Source organism: Actinomadura barringtoniae (assembly GCF_017573505.1).
Taxonomy (GTDB): domain Bacteria; phylum Actinomycetota; class Actinomycetes; order Streptosporangiales; family Streptosporangiaceae; genus Spirillospora; species Spirillospora barringtoniae.
In genome coordinates, this window is record NZ_JAGEOJ010000007.1 from 247,780 (window position 1) to 273,108 (window position 25,329).

Annotated in this window: 26 protein-coding genes; 12 read left to right on the forward strand and 14 right to left on the reverse strand. The window is 70.7% G+C overall.

Annotated elements, in window-relative coordinates:
- Positions 1-68 precede the first annotated feature (68 nt).
- Positions 69-836, forward strand: a complete 768-nt coding sequence (locus tag J4573_RS18775) for a class I SAM-dependent methyltransferase (RefSeq protein WP_208257003.1) — start codon at positions 69-71, stop codon at positions 834-836.
- Here the strand turns inward: J4573_RS18775 and J4573_RS18780 are convergent.
- Together J4573_RS18780 and J4573_RS18785 are read right to left on the reverse strand one after the other, a co-directional pair.
- Complete coding sequence (locus J4573_RS18780) at positions 810-1,406, reverse strand: MarR family winged helix-turn-helix transcriptional regulator (RefSeq protein WP_208257006.1); 597 nt, start codon at positions 1,404-1,406, stop codon at positions 810-812. The genes J4573_RS18775 and J4573_RS18780 overlap by 27 nt on opposite strands.
- A gap of 93 nt (positions 1,407-1,499) precedes the next feature.
- On the reverse strand, positions 1,500-2,525 hold the full coding sequence (locus J4573_RS18785) for a sigma-70 family RNA polymerase sigma factor (protein WP_307796698.1): 1,026 nt from the start codon (positions 2,523-2,525) through the stop codon (positions 1,500-1,502).
- A gap of 117 nt (positions 2,526-2,642) precedes the next feature.
- Between J4573_RS18785 and J4573_RS18790 the strand changes: the two genes are divergently transcribed.
- The 3 genes from J4573_RS18790 to J4573_RS18800 are packed head-to-tail and all read left to right on the forward strand — an operon-like array spanning position 2,643 to position 5,814.
- Positions 2,643-3,221 (forward strand): dihydrofolate reductase family protein, encoded by a 579-nt coding sequence (locus tag J4573_RS18790; protein ID WP_208257008.1) that lies wholly within the window; start codon positions 2,643-2,645, stop codon positions 3,219-3,221.
- Positions 3,222-3,278: 57 nt separating this feature from the next.
- Complete coding sequence (locus tag J4573_RS18795) at positions 3,279-4,478, forward strand: hypothetical protein (RefSeq protein WP_208257010.1); 1,200 nt, start codon at positions 3,279-3,281, stop codon at positions 4,476-4,478.
- A 4-nt stretch (positions 4,479-4,482) separates the two neighbouring features.
- A complete protein-coding gene (locus J4573_RS18800) occupies positions 4,483-5,814 on the forward strand; it encodes a DUF4303 domain-containing protein (RefSeq protein WP_208257012.1) in 1,332 nt (443 codons plus the stop codon).
- Here the strand turns inward: J4573_RS18800 and J4573_RS18805 are convergent.
- The 3 genes from J4573_RS18805 to J4573_RS18815 are packed head-to-tail and all read right to left on the reverse strand — an operon-like array spanning position 5,811 to position 7,121.
- Positions 5,811-6,560: an IclR family transcriptional regulator gene (locus J4573_RS18805; protein ID WP_208257014.1), complete on the reverse strand. Its 750-nt coding sequence runs from the start codon at positions 6,558-6,560 to the stop codon at positions 5,811-5,813. The two genes, J4573_RS18800 and J4573_RS18805, sit on opposite strands and share 4 nt — an antisense overlap.
- Before the next feature lie 49 nt (positions 6,561-6,609).
- The gene (locus J4573_RS18810; protein ID WP_208257016.1) at positions 6,610-6,927 is read right to left on the reverse strand and encodes a hypothetical protein; all 318 of its coding nucleotides are present in this window, start codon (positions 6,925-6,927) and stop codon (positions 6,610-6,612) included.
- Positions 6,924-7,121: a hypothetical protein gene (locus J4573_RS18815; protein ID WP_208257018.1), complete on the reverse strand. Its 198-nt coding sequence runs from the start codon at positions 7,119-7,121 to the stop codon at positions 6,924-6,926. Before J4573_RS18815 ends, J4573_RS18810 begins: the two co-directional genes overlap by 4 nt.
- 114 nt (positions 7,122-7,235) lie before the next feature.
- Between J4573_RS18815 and J4573_RS18820 the strand changes: the two genes are divergently transcribed.
- The 4 genes from J4573_RS18820 to J4573_RS18835 all read left to right on the forward strand — a co-directional run bounded on the left by J4573_RS18820 (position 7,236) and on the right by J4573_RS18835 (position 9,871).
- On the forward strand, positions 7,236-8,054 hold the full coding sequence (locus J4573_RS18820; protein ID WP_208257020.1) for a helix-turn-helix domain-containing protein: 819 nt from the start codon (positions 7,236-7,238) through the stop codon (positions 8,052-8,054).
- Positions 8,051-8,320 carry a DUF397 domain-containing protein gene (locus J4573_RS18825; RefSeq protein ID WP_208257021.1) on the forward strand — a complete coding sequence of 90 codons (270 nt, stop codon included), beginning with the start codon at positions 8,051-8,053 and terminating at the stop codon, positions 8,318-8,320. The genes J4573_RS18820 and J4573_RS18825 overlap by 4 nt, the downstream gene beginning before the upstream one ends.
- Positions 8,321-8,379: 59 nt before the next feature.
- Complete coding sequence (locus tag J4573_RS18830; RefSeq protein ID WP_208257022.1) at positions 8,380-9,165, forward strand: hypothetical protein; 786 nt, start codon at positions 8,380-8,382, stop codon at positions 9,163-9,165.
- A 121-nt stretch (positions 9,166-9,286) separates the two neighbouring features.
- On the forward strand, positions 9,287-9,871 hold the full coding sequence (locus J4573_RS18835) for a dihydrofolate reductase family protein (RefSeq protein ID WP_208257023.1): 585 nt from the start codon (positions 9,287-9,289) through the stop codon (positions 9,869-9,871).
- On the opposite strand, the gene J4573_RS18840 is transcribed toward J4573_RS18835, so the two are convergent.
- Entirely contained in the window at positions 9,856-10,515 is a 660-nt protein-coding gene (locus J4573_RS18840; protein WP_208257024.1) for a hypothetical protein, read from the reverse strand. The genes J4573_RS18835 and J4573_RS18840 overlap by 16 nt on opposite strands.
- A gap of 74 nt (positions 10,516-10,589) precedes the next feature.
- Here J4573_RS18840 and J4573_RS18845 point away from each other — a divergent pair, with 74 nt between their 5' ends.
- On the forward strand, positions 10,590-10,988 hold the full coding sequence (locus J4573_RS18845) for an ACT domain-containing protein (protein ID WP_208257025.1): 399 nt from the start codon (positions 10,590-10,592) through the stop codon (positions 10,986-10,988).
- Here J4573_RS18845 and J4573_RS18850 read toward each other — a convergent pair.
- Both J4573_RS18850 and J4573_RS18855 read right to left on the reverse strand, forming a co-directional pair.
- Complete coding sequence (locus tag J4573_RS18850; protein WP_208257027.1) at positions 10,975-11,784, reverse strand: aminotransferase class IV family protein; 810 nt, start codon at positions 11,782-11,784, stop codon at positions 10,975-10,977. The genes J4573_RS18845 and J4573_RS18850 overlap by 14 nt on opposite strands.
- 98 nt (positions 11,785-11,882) lie before the next feature.
- Complete coding sequence (locus tag J4573_RS18855; RefSeq protein WP_208257248.1) at positions 11,883-13,097, reverse strand: acetyl-CoA C-acetyltransferase; 1,215 nt, start codon at positions 13,095-13,097, stop codon at positions 11,883-11,885.
- A gap of 92 nt (positions 13,098-13,189) precedes the next feature.
- Between J4573_RS18855 and J4573_RS18860 the strand changes: the two genes are divergently transcribed.
- Entirely contained in the window at positions 13,190-14,764 is a 1,575-nt protein-coding gene (locus J4573_RS18860; RefSeq protein ID WP_243773215.1) for a 3-hydroxyacyl-CoA dehydrogenase, read from the forward strand.
- Between the two features lie 14 nt (positions 14,765-14,778).
- Positions 14,779-15,948 (forward strand): acyl-CoA dehydrogenase family protein, encoded by a 1,170-nt coding sequence (locus J4573_RS18865; protein WP_208257028.1) that lies wholly within the window; start codon positions 14,779-14,781, stop codon positions 15,946-15,948.
- 7 nt (positions 15,949-15,955) lie between these two features.
- Here J4573_RS18865 and J4573_RS18870 read toward each other — a convergent pair whose 3' ends face one another.
- From J4573_RS18870 to J4573_RS18880, 3 genes are read right to left on the reverse strand one after another with little or no spacing between them, the layout of a single operon-like run.
- Positions 15,956-17,044 carry a CU044_5270 family protein gene (locus J4573_RS18870; protein WP_208257030.1) on the reverse strand — a complete coding sequence of 363 codons (1,089 nt, stop codon included), beginning with the start codon at positions 17,042-17,044 and terminating at the stop codon, positions 15,956-15,958.
- A gap of 3 nt (positions 17,045-17,047) precedes the next feature.
- Positions 17,048-17,644, reverse strand: coding sequence for an RNA polymerase sigma factor (locus J4573_RS18875; RefSeq protein WP_208257031.1), 597 nt, complete (start codon positions 17,642-17,644; stop codon positions 17,048-17,050).
- 40 nt (positions 17,645-17,684) lie between these two features.
- Positions 17,685-19,208: an MFS transporter gene (locus J4573_RS18880; protein WP_208257033.1), complete on the reverse strand. Its 1,524-nt coding sequence runs from the start codon at positions 19,206-19,208 to the stop codon at positions 17,685-17,687.
- 90 nt (positions 19,209-19,298) lie between these two features.
- On the opposite strand from J4573_RS18880, the gene J4573_RS18885 reads away from it, so the two are divergent.
- Positions 19,299-20,024, forward strand: coding sequence for a TetR/AcrR family transcriptional regulator (locus J4573_RS18885; protein ID WP_208257035.1), 726 nt, complete (start codon positions 19,299-19,301; stop codon positions 20,022-20,024).
- A gap of 36 nt (positions 20,025-20,060) precedes the next feature.
- On the opposite strand, the gene J4573_RS18890 is transcribed toward J4573_RS18885, so the two are convergent.
- The 3 genes from J4573_RS18890 to J4573_RS18900 all read right to left on the reverse strand — a co-directional run bounded on the left by J4573_RS18890 (position 20,061) and on the right by J4573_RS18900 (position 25,267).
- Entirely contained in the window at positions 20,061-21,272 is a 1,212-nt protein-coding gene (locus J4573_RS18890) for a CU044_5270 family protein (RefSeq protein WP_208257037.1), read from the reverse strand.
- Positions 21,265-21,870, reverse strand: coding sequence for an RNA polymerase sigma factor (locus J4573_RS18895; protein WP_208257038.1), 606 nt, complete (start codon positions 21,868-21,870; stop codon positions 21,265-21,267). Before J4573_RS18895 ends, J4573_RS18890 begins: the two co-directional genes overlap by 8 nt.
- 88 nt (positions 21,871-21,958) lie before the next feature.
- Positions 21,959-25,267 carry a S8 family serine peptidase gene (locus J4573_RS18900; protein ID WP_208257039.1) on the reverse strand — a complete coding sequence of 1,103 codons (3,309 nt, stop codon included), beginning with the start codon at positions 25,265-25,267 and terminating at the stop codon, positions 21,959-21,961.
- Between the last annotated feature and the right edge of the window lie 62 nt (positions 25,268-25,329).

Consider the following 25,329-nt stretch of genomic DNA (forward strand, 5'->3'; position numbering starts at 1 on the left):
AAGGGCCTGATTGCGGGTTCCCTAAGGTTGCGCGAGTGGCTGATTCGACTGATCGCGAACGACTGAGGGTGACCTTCAACGAGGCGGCCGAGCTTTATGACCGGGCGCGGCCTGGCTATCCGGCCGAGATGTTCGATGACCTGGCGTCGCTGGCCGGGGCCGGCCCGGGGTGCCGGGTGCTGGAGCTCGGTCCCGGGACGGGGCAGGCGACGGTGCCGTTGGCCGAACGCGGCTGCCACATCACGGCGGTCGAGCTCGGGGCCGAAATGGCACGGGTCGCCCGCCGCAACCTCGCGCGGTTCGAGCACGTGGAGGTGGTGACGTCGGCGTTCGAGGACTGGACGCTGCCCGCCGAGCCGTTCGACGTGGTGGTGTCGGCGACCGCGTTCAACTGGATCGATCCGGTCGTACGGGTGACCAAGGCCGCCGATGCGCTGCGGGACGGCGGCGTTCTGGCGACCATCGCCACGCACCACGCCGCAGGTGGCAGCGAAGCGCTCTTCGCCGAGATCCAGGAGTGTTACGAACGGTTCGATCCGTCGACCCCGCCGGGATTGCGGCTGCGGCCGGCGGCGCAGATCCCGCAGGACGCCGAGGAGATCGACCGCTCAAGCCGCTTCGGACCTGCGGTTTTCCGCCGGTACGAGCGGGACCTGGCCTACTCGACCGCGGACTACCTGGACGTTCTGCGCACCTACTCCAACCACCGGCTGATGACGCCGGAGGCCCTCGACGGCCTGCTGGGATGCATCAGCGGCTTGATCGATCGGCGGAACGGCGGCCGGATCGTCAAGCGCTACCTCACCGAGCTACGCCTCGCCCACCGCATCGCCTGACGAAGACTCCAAAGGCTCCCCCGCGTGGAGGTGCTGGTGGAGGGTGGTCAGGATGTCGTCCAGCGCCGCGAGCTGCTCGTCGCTGAGCGGGGCGGCGAAGTGGTCCCTGATCGCGCGGGCGTGCGGGGCGGTCGCGGTGCGGAAGGCCGCGGCGCCCTGCGAGGTGAGGACGACCTCGGCGCCGCGGTTGTCGTTCGGCGGGTTCTCACGGCCGACCAGACCGCGCTTGTCCATGCGGCCGATGTGGTGGGACAGGCGGCTGCGTTCCCAGTCCATGGCCGCCGCGAGCGCGGACGAGCGCAGGCGGCGGCCCGGAGCCTCCCACAGGGTCAGCAGAACGCGATAGTCGGCAGGCGAGAGCCCGGTGTCCTCGGCAAGCCGCGCTCCCAGCAGGCGTTTCAGCTCGTCGGTGGTGTCGACCAGCGAACGCCAGACCGCCAGCTGCGCCGACGTCAGCCGCGCCCGCTCGGCCACCGCACGCCCGCGCTCGGCCTCCGCACGCCCGCGCTGGGCCTCCGCACGCCCCGCGTCCGGCTGCCTCGGCTCCGGATGTCCTGTTTCGGCGTTCATTGTGATCACCCCCCGCCATGAAATCTGTTCGCGATCGGGCGGGGATCCGGAATCGATCAGTTCGCGGACGCGGCGAAGGCCGACGCGGGAAGGTCACTGCGAAGGTGGAAGCGATCTGGGCAGGTCGAACCAGGGCAGCATGTCGTTGTCGAAGCGGGTCATCGCGCTGATGCGGTCGCCGGCCAGGGTGATGACGATGAGGCCGGTGCCGTGGCGGATGCCGGTCGGCGTGCGCACGTACGTGCCGAACGCGGGCTGGCCGTTAGCTCGCGTGCGGGTCAGGGTGTACGTGCGGCCCGCGCCGAACAGGCCGGCGCAGAAGCGGGCGACGAGGTCGCGGCCCACGTACTCCAGCGCGATCGGCGGCATCGACATGAAGACGTCGTCGGTCAGGAGGGCCACCACCGCGTCGATGTCGCCGCCCTCGTACGCCCGGACGAAGCTCTCGACGAGAGCGTCTTCGGTAGGCGATCCAGGGGAAGGCGGCGCGAGGTGCTCGGTGCCGGTACCGGTGCCGGTGCGTTGCAGGCTGGAACGGGCGCGCTTGAGGGCGCTGTTCACCGAGTCGAGCGTCGTGCCGAGCATGTCGGCCACCTCGGCGGCGTGGAAGCCGAGCACGTCGCGCAGCACGAGCACCGCGATCTGGCGCGGCGGCAGGAGCTGAAGGGCCGTGATGAACGCCAGCGAAATTGACTCGGTCTGCTCATAACGCGCCTCAGGACTTAGCGGCGCAACGAGCGAATCCGGAATGGGCTCAAGCCAGGCCACTTCGCCAAGGCGAGTGGGCTCTGGCGGTACGACGTTGGGGATGTCCCACTCTTTGGCGGGGCGACGGGCGGCCGTGCGCAGGGCGTTAAGGCATCTGTTGGTGGCGATGCGGTAGAGCCACGTCCTGATAGAGGCGCGTTCCTGGAAGCCGCCCAACCCCTGCCAGGCAGCCAACATGGTGTCCTGGAGGGCGTCCTCCGCGTCTTGGACGGAGCCGAGCATGCGGTAGCAGTGCACCTGCAGCTCGCGACGGTACGGCTCGGTCAGTTGCTGGAACGCATCGCCGTCCCCGGCCCGCGCCCGGGACATCAGGTCACCGGTCATCATCACCTTCGCCTCACCCCTCTCCACGCAGCTCCATCGTGTACGGACACCGGCCTCCCCTGGAACTGGGCGGTCGACGAACGCCCAGTTTCACAACGCCGCGGTCTCTACCTCAGCGACATCCGCTCGAGAGGAGAGACGGCCATGGGAAAGCTCATCATCAGCGAGAACGTCACGCTCGATGGGGTCACGCAGGATCCGACCGGTGAGGAGGGGCTCGGGCACGGCAGCTGGTTCTTCGACATCAGCGACAAGGACCGCGAGGCGTGGACGAAGGTCGAGCTCGCGGAGGCGATGGCCGCCGAGGCACTGCTGCTGGGCCGCCGTACGGACGAATGGTTCGCCACGCGATGGCTGGCCCGGACCGGCGAGTGGGCGGACAGGCTGAACGGCATGCCCAAGTACGTCGTGTCCTCGACGATCGACGAGCCCAGGTGGGGCCACGGAACGGTCATCAGCGGCGACGTGGCCAAGGAGGTCTCCAAGCTGAAGGAACAGCTGGACGGCGACCTGGTCGTCTATGCCAGCCTGCCGCTCGTCCACACGCTGATGGAGAACGACCTCGTCGACGAGCTGCGGCTCACGGTCTACCCGGTCGTGCTCGGCTCAGGCAACCGCCTCTTCGGGGAAGCCGGCCGCAAGGCGACGATGCGCCTGACCAACACCCAGCCCCTCGGGGACAGCCTCGTCCACCTCACCTACAAGACCGTTCCGAACGCATAGGAGCGCATTGGGGAACGTCTGCGACGGGAGGGCCCACGTTGTCCTAGGTTGTTTCGCATGGTCGATGGCCCTCCCCTCGCAGACCTCGCAGAGCTCATCCAGAAAGACCGCCTCGAACCTGCGGAGCCCGCACGCATAGGCAAGTACGACGTGCTGATCGAGCACAACTTCGTCGGCGTCTTCGTGTACCAGATCCGCGGGGACCGGGTGCTGATGTTCCACGCGGGCAAGGGCTACCGCGAGGACGTCGCGGTAGCCCTTCTGGACGCGGTGGACGACATCGCGGACACCGACGACCTGGGTTCGATCGTCCGGCTGCGCCCCATCGACGTCCCGGGTTTCGCGCTGGACAGGGCGGCCCTGCTCGGCCCGGGGCACACCGGCTTCTTCAAGGACTCGCCCCTGAAAGAGCGGGGATTGCAGGTCATCCCGGTGCATCGTTCCGAGGCCATCGACGGTGAGGAGTACGAGGCGTTCTGGCCCGGCATCATCGGCAAGAACCTCGCGCTCCGGCACCACCACTGGGATCGTGAGCCGACGCCCAGGGCCGATGTAAGGCGCCTGGACGGCGGCATGGGCGGCCTGTACAGGAAGAACAGCCGCAGCCGCAGAAGCTCGAAGCCCGCCCTGGCAAAGGCGCGGAGCGTCCTGGAACGGGATCTGCCGGGCATGCCGAACGGCGTCCGCGTGTCGGTGAAGGACATGCGCGGCCACGACCTGCACCTGAACCGCGAATTTGATCGTCTCCGCGGCACCCTCACCCTTCAGGTTCAAGGCAAGCCGGCCGAGCCCCTCAAGGTGGACATCCCCCGGCATTCGGCCTGGGCGGTGTTCGGACCCCTCTTCAGGGGTGAAGACTTCGACCCTGACGCCCTGAATGCGCAGTGGCCGCCCGAGCACATGCTGATGATGCGTGTGGGCGACAAGGAGCGCCGACGCTACGACAGCGACGAGCGCCCGGCCTCACTGGAGGAATGCCTGCGCTGGCTGGACGCCCTCGCTCCCACCGACGGCAACTACCTGGTCTTCGTAGGACGTTCGGAGGGCGTCGTACAGATGCGCTGGGAAGGCCCGGACAAGCCCAAGCTCTGGTTGGAAACTCCTGAGCCCGCCCACCGGCACTCCCGGGGCCGGTACGTGACGACCGACGAGGCCGCGACGATGATCCGGACCCTGGCGCGCGAGAACCGCGTGGCCGTGGACGACCTGGGCGACCTGGAGACCACTCCATGGAACGCCGATTCCGAGGAGGAGTAGCCGGTTGGACTGGGCGGCGTTCGAGGACGAGCTGGTGGCGGGCGTCGTCGCGAAGGTGACGGAACGCGCGGGCCAAGCCAGCGGCCTGTACGCCGCCGTGCTGGGCGAGATCTACGCCGAGACCGACGGCTTGATCCGGCTGCCGATGCTCGGCGCCAACTCCGAGGAGGAGCTGGCGGGCGACGAAGACCTGCGCTGGAGCCTGCCCGACTGGGACACCGTCTGGGAGTCATGGCTCCCTGAGGACCGCTGGTCGCAGTGGGAGCGGGCGCTGACCGACGAGGCGGGGCGAAGCACGACGCGACACTGGGAGCGCACGTTCACCAAGTACCTGAACGTGCTCACCCGGGTGTGCAAGCGCGCCCGCAAGGACCTGCGGACGACCGGCGTGACCGACCGAGAATTCGTCGTGGTCGTGCTGACCAACGACCAGGACGAAGAGAGGCTCCTGCGCCGCGTGCTGGGCGTCCGAGAGCTGTACCGGCTGTTTCCGGCCTACGACCGGGCGGCGGCCTGGATCGCCGAGGTCGAGGCCCAGGCGCCCGCGGACCGCGCACCCATCTACGTGCGGGCGCTCGACGACTGGGACGGCCCGCTCGGTCGCGAGAACGCCCAGAAAGCATTGCGCGAGCTCGGCCCGGCCGCGCTCCCGGCCCTCACCGAGCTGCTGTCGCAGGGCCCGGACCGCTGGCGGGCGGCGAAACTGATCGCTGACATCGGCTGCGCCTCCGACGAGGTGATCGAGGCGCTCACCCGCGCGCTGAAGGACACCACCGGGCCCGACGAGTCCTGGGTCGCGGTCGCCCTGTCCCGCCTGGGCCGCCTCGATGTGGTGCTGGCCGACTCCGCGCTCTCCGGCGGAACGGTCGTCTCGGCCGTGGCCGCGCCGTACCGAAGCTTCCGCGATCACGCGGCCGCGCCGCCGCCGCTGGACTACGGCCCGCTGGAACGGTTCCTGACCGGCCACCCGCGGCAGAACGACGCCGTGGCCGAGGAGCTGCGCCCGGGTTCCGGCTACTGCACGATCCGCGCCGAGGAGGTCGGGGCGGCGATCGACGCACTGCGTTCGCCGCATCCGGTGACCCGCCGGCACGCCGCGAGCGTTCTCGGTGAACGCTCGCTCGGCAAAGCCGTGGGCCGGCAGGTCACTCCGCACCTCTCCACGACCGCCGTCGACGACCCGGACGCCACGGTTCGGCGCCTGGCGATTCTGTCCTTGCAGTACTGGAAACAGGACGCCCGGCACTGCGCCGACGCCGGCCGCCGCGCGCTCCACGATCCAGAGCCCGACGTACGCGCCGCCGCACAACGCTGGCTGGACTCCCTGAGCACTTAAGAGCGGTCGGGCGTGAGCCCTGCTCGCAGCGCCAGACGTTCGGCCTCCTCATGGAGATGGGCCGCGACCGCCTGGACTCGTTCGGCGGGAAGGCGGGAGAGGGGAGCCGAGACCGCCAGCGCCGCCACCGGACGCCCGCGCAGGCCCGGGACCGCGACCGCCACCGACGCCACACCGTCCTCGCTCTCCTCCTCGTTGACGGCGTAGCCGCGTTCGCGAACGCGGTCCAGCTCGGCCAGCAGGGCCGCAGGATCGGTGATCGAACGTTCCGTCTCGCCCGGCAGCGGGCGGTCCGCCGGGAAGAGGGCCTCCACCTCACTCCGCGACAGCGCCGCGAGCAGCGCCTTGCCCGAGGCTGTGCAGTTGGCCGCGAGCGTCGTTCCCGTACGAGCGGCGACCCTCAGCGACTTGGGGCTCTCCACCGCGTCCAGATACCGGACGGACGCGCCCTCCAGGCCGACCAGGTGGACGGTCTCCCCGGCCCACTCCGCCAGTTCCTCCAGCACGGGACGGGCGTGCAGCCGGATGTCCATGTTGCGTACGGCCGCGAGCCCGATCTCCACGAGCATCGGGCCGGCAACGTAGACCTTGGAGTCCGGTTCCTGCCGTACGAAGCCGTGATAGGCGAGCATCGCCAGCAGCCGGTGCGCGGTCGAGTGGGCCACGCCCAGGAACTCGCGCGCGTCCGAGAGCCGCACCTTCTCGTGCTCGCGGAAGAGCGTCAGCAAGCGGAGGGCGTTGTCCACAGACGCGATCGGATACGCGGGTTCTTTCTGCACACCAGAACAATAGGGCTCAACGCCTCGCCGCCAGCGCGGCCGAGACCCACGGTTCAAGAAGAGCGCTCAACTCCTCGGCCGCCCGTTCGCCGTCCGAGCACGGCGCCAGCCACGATCCGGTGGAGGAGATGAAGACCCGCTGCGATGGGCCGCGCACCACCATCACCGACTCTCCGAGCCAGGTCAGGTGCTCGGAGTAGATGCGAAGCAGGGGCGGATTCTGCCCGTACCGCCGCTCGGTGCACCAGCCGTCGCGCCGCAGCACGCGCCCGAGCCGGTTCAACTGGTGACGGGCGACCAGGACGTCCCAACGCGAGTCGAGCGGCGCGATCATCGCCGCCCCTTCTGCCTGAGGAGCGCCGCGCGCAGCTGCTGGGAGCTGTCGGCGTCGAGCGCGTCCACCTCATGGATCTTGTCCATCGGCAACGGGCCGCGCAGCGCCCACCAGCGCCGCCGATCACTGACGATGAACCGCCAGCCCTGGAAGTCGGCCCGGAGCCGTTCCAGGTCATGAGCATCCGCATCCATGTGAATACCGTCACAGGCGAGGACTACGCTCAGAAAGCGCCCCATCGCGCCCCGCAACGCACCCAATTCAAGATCGACCGAACCTCTCGATCAGGTACGACCCCGGGAGCCCCCATGCCCGCACGTTCCGAGCCCTATGACGCCCCCGCGATCATCACGTTCGCCAAGGAACTGACGGCATGGCGGGAGAACGTGGGCCTGAGCAAGAAGGAGCTCGGCGACGCGCTCGGCTACGCCGACTCCTACATCGGCCAGATCGAGCACTGCAAGAACATCCCCTCAGAGGAGTTCGCAGAGGCCCTCGACACCTTCTTCAAGACCAACGGCCTGTTCCACCGCCTCTGGCAACGCATCGTCGAGACCCGCCACGCAGTCTCCCTGCCACCTGGCTTCCCAGAGTTCCTGAAGCGCGAGAAGCGCGCCATCTTCAGCAAGTACTTCTGCCTGACGCTGGTGAGTGGCATGTTCCAGACGGAGGACTATGCGCGAGCGGTTATGGAAGCGAGAGACAAGCACAGCGCAGATGAATTCATCGCTAAGCGGATGGAGCGTCAGTCCATTCTTACTAGCGACAGCCCTCCTCAGGTCCTTCTGACGCTCGATGAACGGGTCCTGCGCGAGGTGATCGGGAGCCGGGACGTCCAGCGAAGGCAGCTCCAATCCCTGTTGGAGGCAAGCGAGCTGCCGAACGTCGCAATTGACGTGGTGCCGCAGGGCCGGGGTTACTACCCAGGTTTGACCGGCAGTCTCACGATCCTGAGTTTCAGCGATGGCGCGAATGTCGCCTACACCGAGTCACAAGGCGTGGGGACTCTCATCGAACTGCCCTCCCTTGTGACGGGTTACATCATGCGTTATGAACTGATCAAGGGCTGCGCGCATCCCGTCAGTGACTCGCGGACTGTTATCAGGGCCGTGATGGAGGAGCTATGAGCAGGTTGGACCTGTCCGCTGTTGAGTGGCGCAAGAGCAGCCACAGCGGCGATGAAGGTGGCGAGTGCGTTGAGGTCTCCGCTGCCGAGTGGCGCAAGAGCAGTCGCAGTGACGACCATGGCGGCGAGTGTGTTGAGGTCGCCGATCTGGCTTCTGTCGTCGCGCTGCGGGACTCCAAGGATCCGGGCGGGGCGATGCTGATCGTGGGGGCTGCGGGTTGGAGGGAGCTCGTTCGGGCAGTTAAGGCCAGGGAGTACGAGGCCTGACTGATCAGTCGGCACGGGTTAGGTTCAACGAGTAGGTCTTGTCGGCACCGGGGTGGGAGATGTTGACCCAAGGCGAGGCCACCACGGTGGTGGCGCTGCTGGAAGGGCTCGCCGCGCATCATCCGGAGGACGCCCTGAGTTCGGCGGCTCTGCGGGTCGCGGCTGCCTTGCGGGAACGGACGGGGTGGGAAGTGGATCCGGAGTCCGGCCGGTTCCCCGGCATCGATCCCGGCTCTGAGCCCGAGGCCGGTGTGCTCACCGCGGCCGCGGTCCGGCGCGAGGACGGTGACGCCCGCGACCTTGCCGCCGAGGAGCGCGACCGCGCCGCCGAGCAGCGCGACGCACATGCCGAGACGCGGGACGCTCAGGCGTCGGAGGTGGCAAGGCTCACCGACGAGGCCGGTGAACGGGCGTTCGAGCTGCTGCGCCTGGCCGAGCTGCGCGATGAGGCCGCAGCCGACTCCGACTCCGACTCCGACGAAAGGCAAGCACGGAACGGAAGGCAGGACCGCGAAAGCAACGCCGAGGATCGCGCGGCGCTGCGGGAGTTCCTGGCGGCGACGCGGGGCGAGCGGGCGGCGACGCGGCAGGATCGGGACGCCGGCACCAGGGATCGGGCGGCTGCGGCCCGCGACCGGGACGCCGCGGAGCAGGACCGGGAGTACGCGCAGGCCGACCTTGACCAGGGCGTCATCGACATCGAGGAGCTGACCGCGCGGCTGCGTCGGGCCAAGGAGCGCGGCGCGCAGGTCATCGCGCAGTCCGAGCAGCGGATACGGCAGGCCGAGGAGGTCATCGCACGGTCTCTGCATCGCGTTCGGTCCGCGGACCCGGACCAGCGTTGAGCGCCCCGCCGGGCGGCCGCTGGTGAACGTCCTTTCGCGTCGCTGTCGATTCCGCGAGTGCTCCTTCGTGTAGGGGGTGAGTGGGCCGCATCAGGGCGGCCCGAACGAAGGGAGCGGGTCGATGCGTTCGATCACGGCCACGATGTTCGTCACCCTCGATGGAGTCGTTCAGGGGCTCGGCCGCCCGGACGAGGACACCAGCGGCGGCTTCACCCACGGGGGCTGGGGGCCGCGGTACACCGACGAGGTGCTGGGCCGCGAGATGGCCAAGGGGATGGCCAAGCCGGGCGACATGCTGTTCGGCCGCCGGACCTGGGAGGACTTCATCGGAGCGTGGGCGCACGCGACCGACGGCAACCCGTTCACCGCGCACATGAACGCGGCGACGAAGTACGTCGTGTCGAGGACGCTGAAGGACGCGGACGCCTGGCAGAACTCGATCCTGCTGGGCGGCGACGCCGAGGAGCAGGTCGCCGAGCTCAAGGCGCAGCCGGGCGGCGACCTGTCGATCAACGGCAGCGCGTCGCTGGTCAACAGCCTGCACGCGGCCGGGCTGATCGACCGCTACACGCTGCTGATCCACCCGCTGACCCTGGGCGGCGGCAAGCGGCTGTTCGAGGGCCCCGCCTCGCTCACCGAGTTCGACCTCACCGGGAGCGTCACCACCCCCAAGGGCGTGATCATCGCCCACTACTCCCGCCGCTGAGGGAGGGCCGATCTCAGGTGCTGGCCGGCCGGTCCGGCCAGCACCGCCATCGCCGCCTCCTGGCGGCGGTGCAGGGCCTCGACCTGCACGCGCAGACGGCGAACGCGCGCACGCATGCGCAGACGACCCGCCCAGGGATGCCAGAGCGCCTGGAGGAGGAGCTGCGTGGCCGCCTCGCGGTAGTCGTCGCACGCCGCCATGAGCGCGTCGCGGTCCGCCTCGTCCAGGACACCGCCGAGCCGCCGGTCGACGCGGACGATGACCTCGCACTGAAGCGCGCGTTCCTCGCCGCCTCCGGCGAAGTCCAGGGCCCTGCGCGGCACCCCGGCCGACAGCGCCGCCACGGTCAGTCCCTCGAACGCCTCACGCAGCGCGCGTTCGGCGTCGGTGCCGTCCTCCAGCAGCGCCGCGACGCCGAACTCGCCCGTGGCGCGCAGCCGCCTGCCGCCGAGGTAGGAGATGGAGCGCTCGTCCGCGACCGCGATGTCGCGCACTCCGTCCCGTGCCGCCGCGACGCGATGAAGCTGCTGATGAACGTCGGCGCGCAGGCGGCGCCGCTCATGGCTCCGTGACAGGTAGGCGGTCACCGCGGCGCCGATGACACCGCCGGCGGTCGTGTAGGCCAGGCCGAGCAACGCGGGCATTCGGTGCACCCTCCGGGGGGAAAGATCACGCCAGCCTACGATCGCGGGCGGCCGGAACGGGGAACATCGTGATCATGGCGACTGGGGAGACCGATCTCGGGCGGCTGCTGGCCGGGCTCGATCCGGAGCTGCACGACGGCGAGTACGTCTTCGCGACCCTGCGGGCGCGGACGCTGCCCGTGGGCGTGGAGCCGGTGATGACGTTCGAGGAGGACGAGGGGCGCACCCTGGTCCTGCCGCGCGAGCAGGCCGAACGGGCCGGGCTCGACGCCACCTTTTCCTCGGCGTGGATCACGTTGCGGATCCACTCGTCGCTGGAGGCGGTCGGGATGATGGCGGCCATCGCCACGGCCCTGGCGAACGCCGGGATCAGCTGCAACGCGATCTCGGCGTTCTACCACGACCACATCTTCGTTCCGTGCGAGCGGGCGGACGAGGCCGTCGCCCTGCTGCGCGGCCTCACGGAGAAGTGAGGGGCTCCTCGCCGTAGGCGCGGTGGAACAGGTCCACGAACTCGGGCGCGTCCGGAAGCGGCTCGGTGGCGATGCGGCTGACCGCGATGCCCGGGGTCCAGGAGTTGAGGACCACGGCGCCCGAGAGCGCGGGCAGGTCGGCGATCGTGACCTTGCGAACGGTCTGCGGAACGCCCAGGCGGTCGAGTCGGCGGCGCACGATCTGCTGGGTGACGCCGTCCAGCATCTCGGCCTCGGGCCACACGACCTGGGAGCCGTCCCAGAACGCCAGGTTCCAGATCGACGCCTCGCTCAGCCTGCCCCGGCGGTCGAGGAAGGCCGCGTCGTCGAAGCCCTGCGCCACGGCCTCACGCAGGTAGTACGTCTTGGCCACCTCGCCGACGTGCTTCACCGCCGGGACGACCCGTTCGTACTCGACGGCCGCCAGCGCGAGCGGGCCCTGCGGGCCGGACGCGGGCGGCCGGGTGCGGACCAGGACGCTGAGCTCGGCGCCCTTGTCGGCGGTGAACTCGCCGATCGGGGAGAAGATCGTGGCCGTCAGCGAGGCGTCGGCCGGGGCCGGCTCCAGGGCCGTACGGAGGTAAGAGCGCACCTGGTCGTCGGGCAGCGCGACGCCGAAGAGCTTCAGGGAGGCCACTCGGAGACGTTCCAGGTGCAGGTCCAGGCCGCGGACCCGGCCGCCGCGCACCTGCATCGCGGTGAAGTGCGCGTAGCCCGCGAACGCGAGCGGCGCCAGATCCCCGGCGGTCGCGGCGTCGCCGTTCAGCTGAGCGACGAAAGACGTCTCGGTGTCCATGGAAGCCCCCCATATACAAAGCGTGCGCCATCAAGCCGCACGAGCAATAGTTGCATATGCAATATTGCCGCATGCATTCATTTCGGGCAAGTGCGAGGTCAGGGCGCCACGCGTTCGAAGACGGCGGCCAAGCCCTGGCCTCCCCCGATGCACATCGTCTCCAGGCCATAGCGGGCCTCGCGGCGGTCCATCTCCCGGGCGAGCGTGGCCAGGATGCGGCCGCCGGTGGCGCCGACCGGGTGGCCCAGGGAGATGCCGGAACCGTTGACGTTCGTACGGTCCCAGTCGGCGTCCTTGAAGCTCCACTCCCGGGTGACGGCTAGCGCCTGGGCGGCGAAGGCCTCGTTCAGCTCGATGAGGTCGATGTCCGACAGGTCCAGCCCGGCTGCCTGCAGAGCGCGGGCGGTGGCCGGAACGGGGCCGATGCCCATCGTGCGAGGCGGAACGCCTGCGCGCGCCCACGAGACCAGCCGTACGAGCGGACGCAGGCCCAGCTCGGCGGCACGTTCGGGAGTCGTCACCGCGCACACCGCGGCGGCGTCGTTCTGGCCGCTGGCGTTCCCGGCCGTCACGGTCGCCTCGGGGTCGCCCTTGCCGAGCACGGGCTTCAGCTTGGCGAGGCCTTCGAGCGTGGTGTCGGGGCGCGGGTGCTCGTCGGTGTCCACGACGGTGTCGCCCTTACGGGACCGCACGGTGACGGGAACGATCTCGTCGGCGAAGCGGCCCTCGCGCTGGGCGGCCACGGCCCGCAGGTGCGACCGCACGGCGAGCTCGTCCTGCTCGACGCGGCCGATGCCGTACTCGCGGCGCAGGTTCTCGGCGGTCTCCAGCATGCCGCCGGGCACCGGGTGCCGGAAGCCGCCCGCGGTCACGCGGCCGCGGGCGAGCGCGTCGTGCAGCTCCAGCCCGGCGCCGCGAATCCCCCAGCGCGCCTCGGTCGTGTAGAACGGCGCGGAGCTCATGCTTTCCACGCCGCCCGCGAGGATCAGATCGCTCACCTCGGTCTGGATCTGCATCGCCGCGTCGAGCACGGCCTGAAGACCCGAGCCGCAGCGCCGGTCGACCTGGACGCCGCCGACCTCGACCGGGAGCCCGGCGTCCAGCGCGGCGACCCGGCCGATCGCGGGGGCGTCGGAGTTGGGGTTGCACTGGCCGAGGATCACCTCGTCGATCGCCTCGCCGGGCAGCCCGGTGCGTTCCACCAGGGCCTTGATCACTCCGGCGGCCAGGTCCACCGGCGGCACCGCCTTGAACACGCCGCCGAACCGGCCGATCGGGGTGCGCAACGGCTCACAGATCACGGCTTCCCGCAGACCAGGCACTGGCTGACTCCTCACGCTCGCAGGCTACGTTCGCTATACGACCACATCACGGCATGAATATATTTCTAGAACGACCTTCTAGAATGAGTGAGAACGAGAGGACGGCCATGGAGCGCTGGGCGGAGCGGGTCCATACGGTGCGGGTGATCGGGACCGGCGTGATGGGGCGCGGGATCGCCCAGCTCGCGGCGGCCGCCGGGATCACCGTGGAGCTGGCCGACGCCCGGCCCGAGGCGATCGACCAGGCGATCGACTACATCGGCGGAATGTACGACAAGCTCGCCTCCAAGGGCCGGATGACGGCCGAGGACGCGACCGCCGCCAAGGGGCGGCTCCGGCCGCTGGCCGACCCGCTGGCCCCGGCCGCCGGCGTCGACCTGGTGATCGAGGCCGTACGCGAGGACCTGGAGACCAAGCGCGAGCTGTTCACCGCGTTGGAGAAGGTCGTCGGCGCGGACACCGTGCTGGCGACCAACACCAGCTCGCTGTCGGTCACCTCGATCGGCGCCACGCTCGCCGACCCGAGCCGCCTCGCCGGGCTGCACTTCTTCAACCCCGTCCCGCTGATGCGGCTGGTCGAGGTGATCGCCGGAGCGCGCACCACGCCGTGGATCCCGGACGCGCTGATCGACCTCGTACGGCGGCTCGGGCATCAGCCGGTGCGCGCGCCCGACACTCCCGGCTTCCTGGTCAACCACGCCGGGCGCGGCCTGCCGACCGAGGCGCTGCAGATCCTGGCCGAGGGCATCGCCGAGCCGGTCGACATCGACCGCATCGCGCGCGACGTCCTCGGCCTCAAGATGGGCCCGTTCGAGCTGATGGACCTGACCGGGCTGGACGTGTCGCACCCCGTCCTCGAAACGGTCTGGTCCGGCTTCTACGACGAGCCGCGCCTGCGCCCCTCCCACATCACCCGCACCCGCATGGAGGCCGGGCTTCTCGGCCGCAAGACCGGCGCGGGCTTCTACAGCTACACCGGCGGCGCCAAGCAAGAGCCGCCCGAGCCCGAAGCGCCCGCCGCCGAACCCCGCCCGATCTGGGTGGACGTCAACGCCCAGCCCGACGTCCGCGACTCCCTCTACGGCCTGCTCGAAGCGAGCGGCGTCGAGGTCGAGCGCGACACCTGGCCGTCCGACCAGGCCATCGTGCTGGTCGCCGCGTACGGCACGGCGGTCGTCGCGCACGCGGGCGCCTACGCGCTCCCCCTGGAGCGCACATTCGGCATCGACCCGCTCGGCGGCTTCGCGTCCCGCCTCACCCTCGCCGTGCATCCCGGCGCCGACCCCGGTGCGGGCCGTGCAGCCCTCGCCGCCCTCGCCCGAACGGGCCGCCCGGTGACCGTCGTGCGCGACGCCCCGGGAACGGTCGCGCAGCGGCTCCTCGCCTCGATCGTCAACGTCTCGTGCGGCATCGCCGAGCAGCACCTCGCCCGCCCCGAGGACATCGACACCGCCGTACGGCTCGGGCTCGGCTACCCGCGCGGCCCGCTGGAGTGGGGCGACCACGCCGGGGCGACGACCGTGCTGACCATCCTGTCCGGACTGGCCGACGCCACCGGCGACCCGCGCTACCGGCCGAGCCAGTGGCTGGCCGAACGGGCCGAGCTCGGCCTCCCGCTGACCGCCACCGGCACCACGCCCGCCGCCCTCTACCGCTAAGGAACGGACCCGTCATGGATCTGGAACTGAACGAGACGCAGACCGCCTTCATGAAGATGGCGGCGGAGTTCGTCGACGCGGAGATCGTGCCGAACGTGCGCGACTGGGACCGCCGCGAGGAGGTCGACCTCGGCATCGTGCGACGGCTCGGCGAGCTGGGCTTCCTCGCGCTCGGCATCCCCGAGGAGTACGGCGGCGTCGAGTGCGACATGATCGGCTACACCACCGTGATCGAGGAGCTGGGGCGCGGCGACTCGTCGGTGCGCGGAATCGTGTCGGTGTCGCTCGGGCTGGTGTCCAAGTCGATCGCCGCGTACGGCACGGAGGAGCAGAAGCGGCACTGGCTCCCGCGGCTGACCGCCGGTGAGGCGCTCGCCTGCTTCGCGCTCACCGAGCCGGGGACGGGGTCGGACGCCGGTTCGCTCATCACGCGCGCGCGCCGCGACGGCGACGACTGGGTGATCAGCGGTCAGAAGATGTTCATCACCAACGGCACCTGGGCGAAGGTCGCGCTGGTCTTCGCCCGTACGAGCGACGACGGCGGCCGCGGCGTCACCGCGTTCCTGGTGCCGACCGACGCGCCCGGCTTCACCGCCAACACCATCCACGGCAAGCTCGGCCTGCGCGGCCAGGCCACCGCCGAGCTGGTGCTGGAGGACGTCCGCGTGCCCGACTCGGCGCGGCTCGGCGAGATCGGCAAGGGCCTGGGCATCGCGCTCGGCGCGCTCACCAAGGGCCGCATCTCGGTGGCCGCCGGCGCGACCGGGCTCGCGCAGGGCGCGCTGAACGCCGCCGTGAAGTACGCGGGCGAACGCGAGCAGTTCGGCCGCCCGATCGCCGCGTTCCAGCTCGTCCAGGAACTGCTCGCCGACTCGGCCGTCGAGGTCGAGGCGGCGCGGCTGCTCACCTGGCGGGCCGCGTCGATGGCCGACCGCGGCGCGCCCCGGCAGGAACTCGCCACCGCCGCCTCGATGGCCAAGTACCACGCCAGCGAGACGGCGGTGAAGGTGTCCAACAACGCGCTGCAGGTCTTCGGCGGCTACGGCTACACCGACGAGACCCCGGTCGGGAAGTACGTGCGCGACGCCCGCGTGCTCACCCTCTACGAGGGCACCAGCCAGATGCAGAAGCTCATCATCGGCCGCGCGCTCACGGGCGTCGACGCACTCACCCCGGACCGTTAACCCAGCGCTAGCCGACCTTGCCGAGCTTGTAGCGGGGGACGGTGTCGGTCCAGCCGCGTGAGATGACCGCCGTGTAGTAGGTCACGTCTCCGGGCTTGCCGCCCCGCAGCCACGCCTTGCCCGGCTGAACGAGGACGTCGCGTTCGGCGAGCAGCCGCCCGGTCGCCGGGTCGAGCACGAGCTGCTCGTCGTGCACGTGGCCGCTCTCGGCGGTGACGCGGTGGGCGATCGCGGTGCCCTTGCGGCCGAGCGGGTCGGTGACCGTTCCGGCGACGCGCAGCTTCGGGTCGGTGGCGAGGACCCGGTACAGCGCGCCGAGGACCTTCGGGGAGACCGGAGCCGAGCCGAGCTTCTGCGCATTGGAGAAGAGCCATTCCACCGAGTCGATCGGCCCTCCCGTCCGCGCCTGCGCCTGCCGCAGCTTCTGGTCGAAGAAGCGGCGCAACGCGTCCGGGGTGTCGGGGAGCTCGCGGACGTTGATGGCGGGCACGCCTTCCCAGTCCGCGAGCCGGAACGCCTCGCCGCCCTTCACCTTGACCTTCGTCCAGGGGGTGGGACCACGGTCCCCGGGCGGTGTCGTCGCGGGACGTCCGTTCCTGTCGAAGGACTTCGGGCCGTCCTTGGGGGCCGGACCGAGGTCCTTGCTGCGGACGCGGCGCTCGGCGATCCACGCGTGCTTGCCCGGCCCCTCGTCCCAGAGCCCGGTCTCGTTGATCGTTTCGAAGGCCCGGTCACCGACGCCCATGTTCATGCGTTCCTGGGTCACGACCGACCAGTACCTGCCGTGCGTCGCGGGCGCCTGCTCGATCCTCGTCGCGGCCGACAGCAGGACCGAACGCGCGCTCACGGGCTGCGCCGCCTGATGATCGGGCGCGCGGGGCGTCGTGCCGGACGACATCGCGACGGCGACCGCGGTCACGGCGGCGACCGAGCCCGCGGCCAGCACGGGCGCGGTGATGCTCCAGCGCGGGATCGAGAACCTGCGCGTGCGCCGCCCGCTTTCGATCTCGCGTTCCAGGCGCGCGCGGCCTTCCGCCACCGAACATTCCGACGGCCGCTCGTCGAGCAGCGTGCCGATCATCCGCATCTCGTCCATCAGTCAGTCCAGTCCTTCGGTGTCGAGGGCGGCGCGCAGCTTGCGGCGCGCGCGGTTGAGGCGGGAGCCGACCGTGCCGTACGGGATGTCCAGAGCGACGGCGATCTCCTCGTGGCCGAGGTCGCCGAGCGCCACGAGCAGCACGACGTCGCGTTCCTTGGCCGACAGCCCGGCGAGGGCGCGGGCCAGCTGGGGCTGCATCCCTTCGGCGGTCACCCAGGTCACGACGCGTTCCTCATGGCCCGCGTCGGAACGGTCGGCGCCGACGCGGGCGAGCGCCTGGTAGCGGCGCGTCTCGGCGCGGCGGTGCTGCGCGACGAGCTTGGTGGCGATGCCGAAGAGCCACGGACGCAGCTCGCCGCGTTCGGGATCGAAGCGTCCGCGCCGCCGGAACGCGACCAGGAAGGTCTCGGCGGTCACGTCGTCGGCCGGCTGCGGGCCGAGCCGACCGGCCACGTAGCGGTAGACGGCCGCGTGGTAGCGGTCGTAGACCTCGGTGAAGCGGTCGGGGTCGCGTATGGACGCCGCGATGAGCCGCTTGCCGTCGTCCGCCGCGTTGTCGGCGGCGGCGGGCGGCGGCGCATCCGCGAGGTGGGTCATGGCGGAAACCCTCCAGGGTGGGGTGACCTGCTGTCACCTCCTACTCCGCCGCAACCTCCGTCTCCTTTCGCTCTGACGGCACATCGTTCTGCGCGGGCGGGCGGTAGTGGCGGAAGAAGAGGGCCGCGAAGCCCGCGACCGCGAACGTCACGGCGGCGATGCTGAACGAGGCGAGCGACATGGCGTGCACGAAGGAGTCGCGGGCGGCGTGCGCGAGCCCCGCGTCGCCGAGCCCGAGCGCCTCGCCGAGCGAGTGGCGTGCGGCGGCGGGAGCGCCGTCCGGGAGGTCGCGCGCGTAGAGGGCCGACAGGACGCTGCCGACGACCGCGACGCCGAGCGCGTTCCCGAGCTCCTGGCCCGAGTCGTTCACGGCCGAGCCGATGCCCGCGTCCTCGCGCGGCACCGCGCCCATCAGCATGTTGTACGCGGGGAGCGTGCCGAGACCCGCGCCGAACGCGAGCACGACCAGGCCGCCGACGACCGTGAGGTAGCCGTCGCCCGGTTCGACGACGCCGATCAGCGCGAACCCGGCGGCGGTGACGGCGGTGCCGAGCGCGATCGTCCAGCGGCTGCCGATCCTGGCGTCCACCTTTACGCACAGCCCGTTGCCCACCCCGGCGGCCACGGCGACCGGGAGCATCGCCAGCCCGGCCTCCAGCGGGTTGAAGCCGAGGACCAGCTGAAGGAATTGGGTGAGCATGAACAGCACCCCGGCGAGCGTGAAGTTGGACAGCGCGATCACGACGGCGGCGCCGCCGAACGCGCGCTTGCGGAGCAGCCCCAGGTCGAGCATCGGCTCGGGGTTGCGGTGCTGCCAGGCGACGAACGAGCCGAGCGCGGCGGCGGCGACCGTCAGCCCGCCGAGCGTGCGTACGCCGGTCCAGCCGTGCTCGGGGCCGGAGATGATCGACCAGATCAGCGCGGACATGCCGAGCGTGGACAGCAGCGCGCCGAGCAGGTCGGGGCGGCGGCGCGGCCCGCGCGACTCGGGGACCAGCGTGATGAGGCCGATCACCGCGACGGCGGCGACGGGCACGTTCACCAGGAATGCCGAGCCCCACCAGAAGTGCTGGAGCAGGAAGCCGCCGATCGTGGGCCCGGCGGCGATCGCGACGATCGATGCGGTGCCCCAGATCGCGAACGCCTTGGCCCGTTCCTCCGGGGCGAAGACCTGAGCCATGATCGACAGCGTTCCGGGCATGAGCAGGGCGCCGCCGATGCCCATCACCGCGCGCATCGCGGCGAGCATGCCGGGGCCGTCGGCGAACGCGGCCAGCAGCGAGCCGCCGCCGAAGAGCGCGAAGCCGATCAGCATCGCGCGGCGCCGCCCGTACCGGTCGCCGAGGCTGCCGGCGGTGAGCAGCAGGCCCGCGAACAGCAGCGAGTAGGCGTCGATCACCCACTGGACGTCGGACGTGCTCGCGTTCAGGTCCTTCAGCAGCGACGGGATCGCGACGTTGAGGATCGTGTTGTCCATCACGACCACGAACACGCTGAGGCTGAGCACGGCGAGGATCTGCCAGCGGCGTGGATGGCCTTGCGGCCGGGGTTCGGGGGATTCCATCGGAGATCACTCCTCGTACAGTGTTCGAGCTATCTCGCACACTGTACGAGCCAAATCGCACGGTGTTCAAGTCCCGGTACTCTGTACGACATGGCACAACGAGCGGCGTCGGTATGGACCAGGCCCCCGCGGGCCAAGCGCGAGCAGCCCACGCTCGACCGCGACCAGATCGTCGACGCGGCCATGGAACTCCTGGACGCCGAGGGCCTCGACGGGCTCAGCATGCGGCGCCTCGGCACCAAGCTGAACTCGGGCGCCACCACGGTCTACTGGCACGTGGCGAACAAGGACGAACTGCTGGAGCTGGCCCTGGACCGGGCGATGGCCGAGGTGACCGTGCCCGCGCCGGACGAGGAGGGCTGGCGGGCCGCCGCCACCGGCTTCGCGCACAGCCTCCGCACGATGATCCACCGCCACCCGTGGACGGTCACGCTGTTCGGCAGCGCCCCGATGATCGGCCCGAACTCGACGCGGATGGTCGACCGGCTGCTCACGCTCTTCGGACCGGCGGGCGCGGGCGCGGGCTTCTCGGGGCTCGGCCTGGAGTACGCGTGGTCGCTGCTGAACGACTGGGTCGTCGGCGCCGCCGGCAGCGAGGCCATCTGGAAGCAGGCCAACCCGGACTTCACCTGGGAGGAGTGGGTCGAGGCGTCCGCGTCCTACATGGAGCAGACCACCAGGACCAACCCGCAGGTCGTCGAGCACCAGCGCGAGGTGTGGGCGTCCAGCAACTGGGAGCAGGTCCTGGACGAGAAGTTCGCGTTCGGCCTGGACTGCCTCCTGGACGGCCTCGCCGCCCGCCTCCCCGGGAGGTAGTGGGGAGACGGGCGGCGGCCTCGTGGATGGCTGAGGTCAGTCGTGGTGCGGGGTCTCGTTCGTCCAGCCCGCGCTCAGCACGATGTCCTGGTTGAGGATGTTGCCCGGCTTCATGCCCTTCATCGAGCCACCGGCGCGGACGACGACCTCCTGGCCCGCGAGGATCCGGTACGTGCCGGGCTCCAGGATCAGCTGGTAGTCGAAGACCGTCCCGCTGCCCTCCTGCATCGTGCCTTGGGCGGCGAGACCGATGCCCGTACGGCCGCTGGCGTCCTTCACCGTGCCGATCGACCGTACGTCCGGCATCTTGGCGAGCAGGCGGAAGACCGTCGCCCGCGCCTGCGGGGAGGCCGGCTGCTCGGTGAGGAAGTCGAAGCCGCTCATCAGATCGTTGGCTGCGCCGAGCGGCTTCCTGCCCTTGGGGCTGTTGGGGAACAGCAGCTTCTTCATCCCCTCCGGATCGTTGGCGAGCTTCTCCCGCTCCTCCCACGTGAGCTCCGCGAACGAGCACTTGCCGGTCGCGCCGACGGGCGCCTTGGGGTCGGCGCACATCTTCGCGATCTCGGCGGCCGCCTTCCGCTTCTTCGCCGGCGTGGTCGTCTCGCTCTGCCAGCCCCCGGGACCCACCCCGTAGGTGCCGCCCGACTTGGTGCTGAGCGTCGCCCAGTGATCGTTCGACCAGGCCCTGAACGTGGTCGGCGACCCGTCCTTGCGCCACGCGGCGACGTCCGCCGGAGTGAGCGGCCGCGCGCCACGGTCGCGCGCGTACAGAACGTCCGGGTCCTTGTCCGAGCGCGACTTCCAGTCGTCCCAGAAGTCGCTGTAGCCGAGCACGCTGTAGCTGCCGCCGCCCTTGCGCGCCTTGACCTGGTACGCCTGGCCGTCGTACCGCTTGACCCGCCAGAACCGGCCCACCGGCTCCTTGGCCGCGTGCTCGGCGGCGGCGAGCAGGATCCGTTCCGCGGGCAGCTCGGTGGCCCGCGGGTTCGCGCCGGGCGGAGACTTGACCGCGCCGCCGCCTCCCCCGACCGTGGCGATCGCGACCGCCGCTGCGGCCGCGGCGGCGACCATGCCGAGGCCGATTCCGATCCGCAGCCGCGGCAGGCCTCTCCGCTCGCGCTTCGCGCGCCGGGCGGCCATCTCGTCGCCGTTCATCAGGCGGTCCAGCCCGGCGCGGCCGGCCTGGGTCACCTCCGCCGACGGCCCGCCTTCGTCGAGCAGCTCGGCGGCCATCATGACCTCATCCATGGGACTTCCCCTCGTGCGCATGTGTGGGATCGGTCCCGCCCAATGCCTCCCGCAGCTTCTTTCGAGCCCGGTTCATCCGGGATCCGACGGTGCCGCCGGGGATCTCCAGCGCCTGCGCGACCTCGGTGTAGCCCAGGCCGCCCAGCGCGACGAGCAGGAGAACGTCGCGGTCGCCGTCGGGGAGCGCGGCAAGCGCGCCGGCCAGCTGCGGCCGGATGCCCTCCGCGGTCACCTTGGCGGCGACGACGTCCTCGTGCCCGCCCGCCGGGCCGTCGGCGCCGACGCGGGAGAGCGCCGCGTACCGGCGGCTCTCGTCGCGCCGGTGCTGACCGACCAGGTTCGTGGCGATCCCGTACAGCCACGGCCGCACCGCGCCGCGCGCCGGGTCGAACCGGTCGCGCCTGCGGAACGCGGCGTAGAACGTCTCGGCCGCGATGTCGTCGGCGACGTCGCGGCCGAGACGCGCGGCCACATAGCGGTAGATCTCGGCGAAGTACCTGTCGTAGATCTCGGCGAATCGATCGGGCTCATGCCAGGAACGCTCGATCACCGCGGCGTCGTCGTCGTGCGTGGAGACGACGCCGGGGGGAGCGGTCATCCGTGGCTCCATGTCATGTCCGGCCCTTCTGAGGCGAATGGCGGTCACCTCTACTCAGTCCGGGCGCCCGATCTTCTTCACGGACCGATCATCGAACCAGATACGCCCTGATGATCCGCTGGTCGATCGCGCTGCCGCCCGCGTCCTGGGCGGCGACGCGCACGGACACGTACTGCCCCTTCACCGGAGCCGGCATCGGCGCCGAGAAGCGGCCGCCGCCGAGGGCCTTGACCGCCACGGCACCCCAGGTCTTGCCGTCGTCCACGGACGTCCACAACCTGAGCCCGGTGACCTTGGCCGTGCCGCTGCCCGCCACGCGCGCGACCGAGAAGACCGCGGGCTTGCCGGACGGCTGGTTGCGCAGGTCGAGGCCGAGGTCGTAGTCCACCGACAGCAGCGGGACCGGCGTCGCGCCGAGGCCCGCCGGGGCGGGCGTACGGAACGACCACGTGGTCGAGCTCCGCACCGACGTCGAGGTGAACTTCGAGGCGTCCACGTCGTACTTCAGCCGGAACGTCCTGGCCTTCTGCGGAACGTTGAAACGCCAGGTCGGCCGGACGCCGGAACCGACCTGCTTGCCGTCGGCCGTGAGGACGACCTTTCGGCTGAGCAGGTCGTCGCTGGTGTCGTTGAAGTAGCCGCAGTCGAACCCGTCCGTGCGCGCCTGCAGATCGACGATGCTGTACTGCAGCACGCCGCGGCTGCGGGTGGTCGGCAGCGGCTGGCAGCCGCTCGGCGAGGACGCCTTGACCGAGTACGGGCCGGGCCGGAGCACCTGCCGTCCCCAGGTCTGCGTGACGGTCTTGCCCGCCTTGTAGTCGACGAACGGCAGCTGGTCGACCCAGGGAGCGAGCGCCTTGGGGAACGCCTCATCCAGCCACATGACGCCCTTGTGCGCCGACAGGTAGTCGGTGCGCACCGACCCCGCCGGGACATCGGGAGCCGACGACTCGTAGTCGAACATGCCGTCCGGAGTGACCGCGTACTTCTTCTCGCCGACAGCCTTGGTCGTGTCGCCGTTGAACGCCGCGAACCGCTGCTGGATGCGGGCGAACTTCGCGCGGTCCGCAGGGGTCACCGTGTGCACGGGATTCGCCGGGAGGCGGTCGCCCAGCGGCTCGACCAGGTTGTACAGCTCGCCCGGCGCGGACAGCTCGAAGAGCCCGTACGGGTGGAACGCACCCGTCGTCGCGGGCCCGCTCGGCTGGACGTAGACCTTCTCCTTGCCGGGGTTCCAGGTGTAGACGCCCTCACCCCAGATCGCCTGGCGGTTGAGGCGCGCGTAGTCGACACCGGCCATGAGCGTCGTCGCCTTCCGGTCGGCGACCCTGGCCCCGGCCTCCTTGGCGTTGGCCGCGTCGAGCGTCACCGTCGTGTCCTTGTCGACCACGACCTCGGGAGAGCCGGTCAGCGCCGAACGGCGCGCGTCCGGGTTGTCGTCGTAGACCGTGCCGAGGACGCTGTAGCGCCCGGCGGGCACGCGAATCGTGCCGGGAGCGTCCACAGCCTGTGCATAGACGGCGACGTCGGAAAGGTTGACCACAGTCGCGGACGCGCTCATCTTCCCGTCGGCCGTACCTGGCAACGGCGTCGCCTTGAGCGTGAGGTCGAAGCTGGGCGGCTCGACGTAGAACGACACGGGCGTACGCGAGGTCGCCCTGCCCGCCTTGGCGACCACCTCGGCCGTGTAGAGCCCGGGCTTGGACGCGAGCTTGGCCGCGTCCACCTTCAGGGCGGTGGAAACGTTTCCGCCCGCCGGGACGGTCAGCTGCGAGGCCGACAGTGCCGCGGCCCCCGCCGTCGTACGCCCCTGCCGGTCGATGACCCGCACCGACAGCGCCAGCTTCACGGCCGTCTTGGAAGACGTTCCCCAGCCGAGCCTGGTCGTCAGCGGCGCGTATTTCGGATAGGAGGCCGTCCCGAGATGGGGCGCGGCCTGATGCGAGATCACCGTTCCCTTGATGGCCGCCGCGACGTCCAGACGGCCCGCCCCCACCTCGAACGCGTCACCCTTCACCCGGGCCGCCGAGCCGACGATCGCGGCCTTGAGCTGCGGCCCCTTCCACGCCGGATGCTGCTGCGCGAGCAGCGCGACCGCGCCCGCGACGTGCGGCGTGGCCATCGACGTGCCCGACGCCGCCGTGTAGCGCGCGTTCACCGGGTCGCCCATCTGGGTGCCCTTGGCCCGCGCCGCGACGATGTTCACCCCGGGCGCGACGATCTCGGGCTTGGCCGCGTACCGTCCGGCTCGCGGCCCCCGGCTGGAGAAGCCGGCCAGCCGATCCTGCCCGTCCACAGCCCCGACCGTCAGGGCCGCGTCCGCCGAACCCGGCGAGTCGATCGACGAGATCGCCCCGTCGTTGCCCGCCGCCGTCACGAACAGCGTGCCGTGCTGCGCCGAGAGCTTGTTCAGCGCCGTCGACAGCGGATCGGTCCCATCGCTCGGCATCCCGCCGAGGCTCATGTTGACGACCCTGGCCCGCGTCGCCGCCCACTCCATGCCCGCGATCACACTGGAGTCGTCGCCCTCACCGTTGTCGTCGAGCACCTTCCCGACCAGCAGATTCGCACCAGGCGCGACACCCTTTCTTTCTCCACCCGCCGCAGCCCCGGTCCCCGCGATCGTCGCGGCGACATGCGTCCCATGCCCGAACCGATCGACGACGTCCTTAGCCTTCGAGAAGTTCTTGGTCTCCCCGATCCGCCCCTTCAGATCCGGATGAGTCGCGTCGACCCCGGTGTCCAGCACCGCGACCTTGACGCCCTTGCCCGTCACCCCGGCCCGCCAGGCCGCCGGAGCCCCGATCTGCCCCAGATTCCGATCCAGCTTCACCGCGGTCGCCTTGACCTTGCGATCCAGCCACACGTGCCGCACGCCCCGCTGCCCGAGCACCGACGCGAGCCGTACGGCCTGCCCCCGAGGCTGCCGCGCCGCGACCGCACCGATGCTCGGCAGGTCACGCGTCTCCCGCACCGTCGCGGCCAGCGCCCGCGCGCCCGCCTCCCGCTGAACGATCAGCGGCAGCTCCTTCGCGTGCGCGTCGTCGTACCCCTGCGAGATCAGCGTCGTCACATCGAACAGAGCCGGGTCAATGATCTTCCCGACCCGCGACGCCATGTCCGCCGGCGTCACCACCACGTGCCCGTCCGGCCGGATCGCCTTGCTGAAGAGCTTGTTCGACCGCCCCTTCCCCGGCGTGACCGACACCAGCGGCGGCCGCCCCTTCACCGTCCGCACCTTCACCACGTCGCCGGTCAGCAACGTCACCGTCCACGACCTGCCGACCGGCAACCCCGCCGCAGCCGTGGCCGCCCCCGCCACCTGCGACGGAATCGCGACCACGCCTCCGGCAACGACCAGCCCGAGCAACGCCCGGCCCGTTCTCCCACGTCTCATTCGGACTCCTCTGCTTTCACTGCCGCCACTAGTGATCACCCGCAACAGCGATTCGCCTTCAC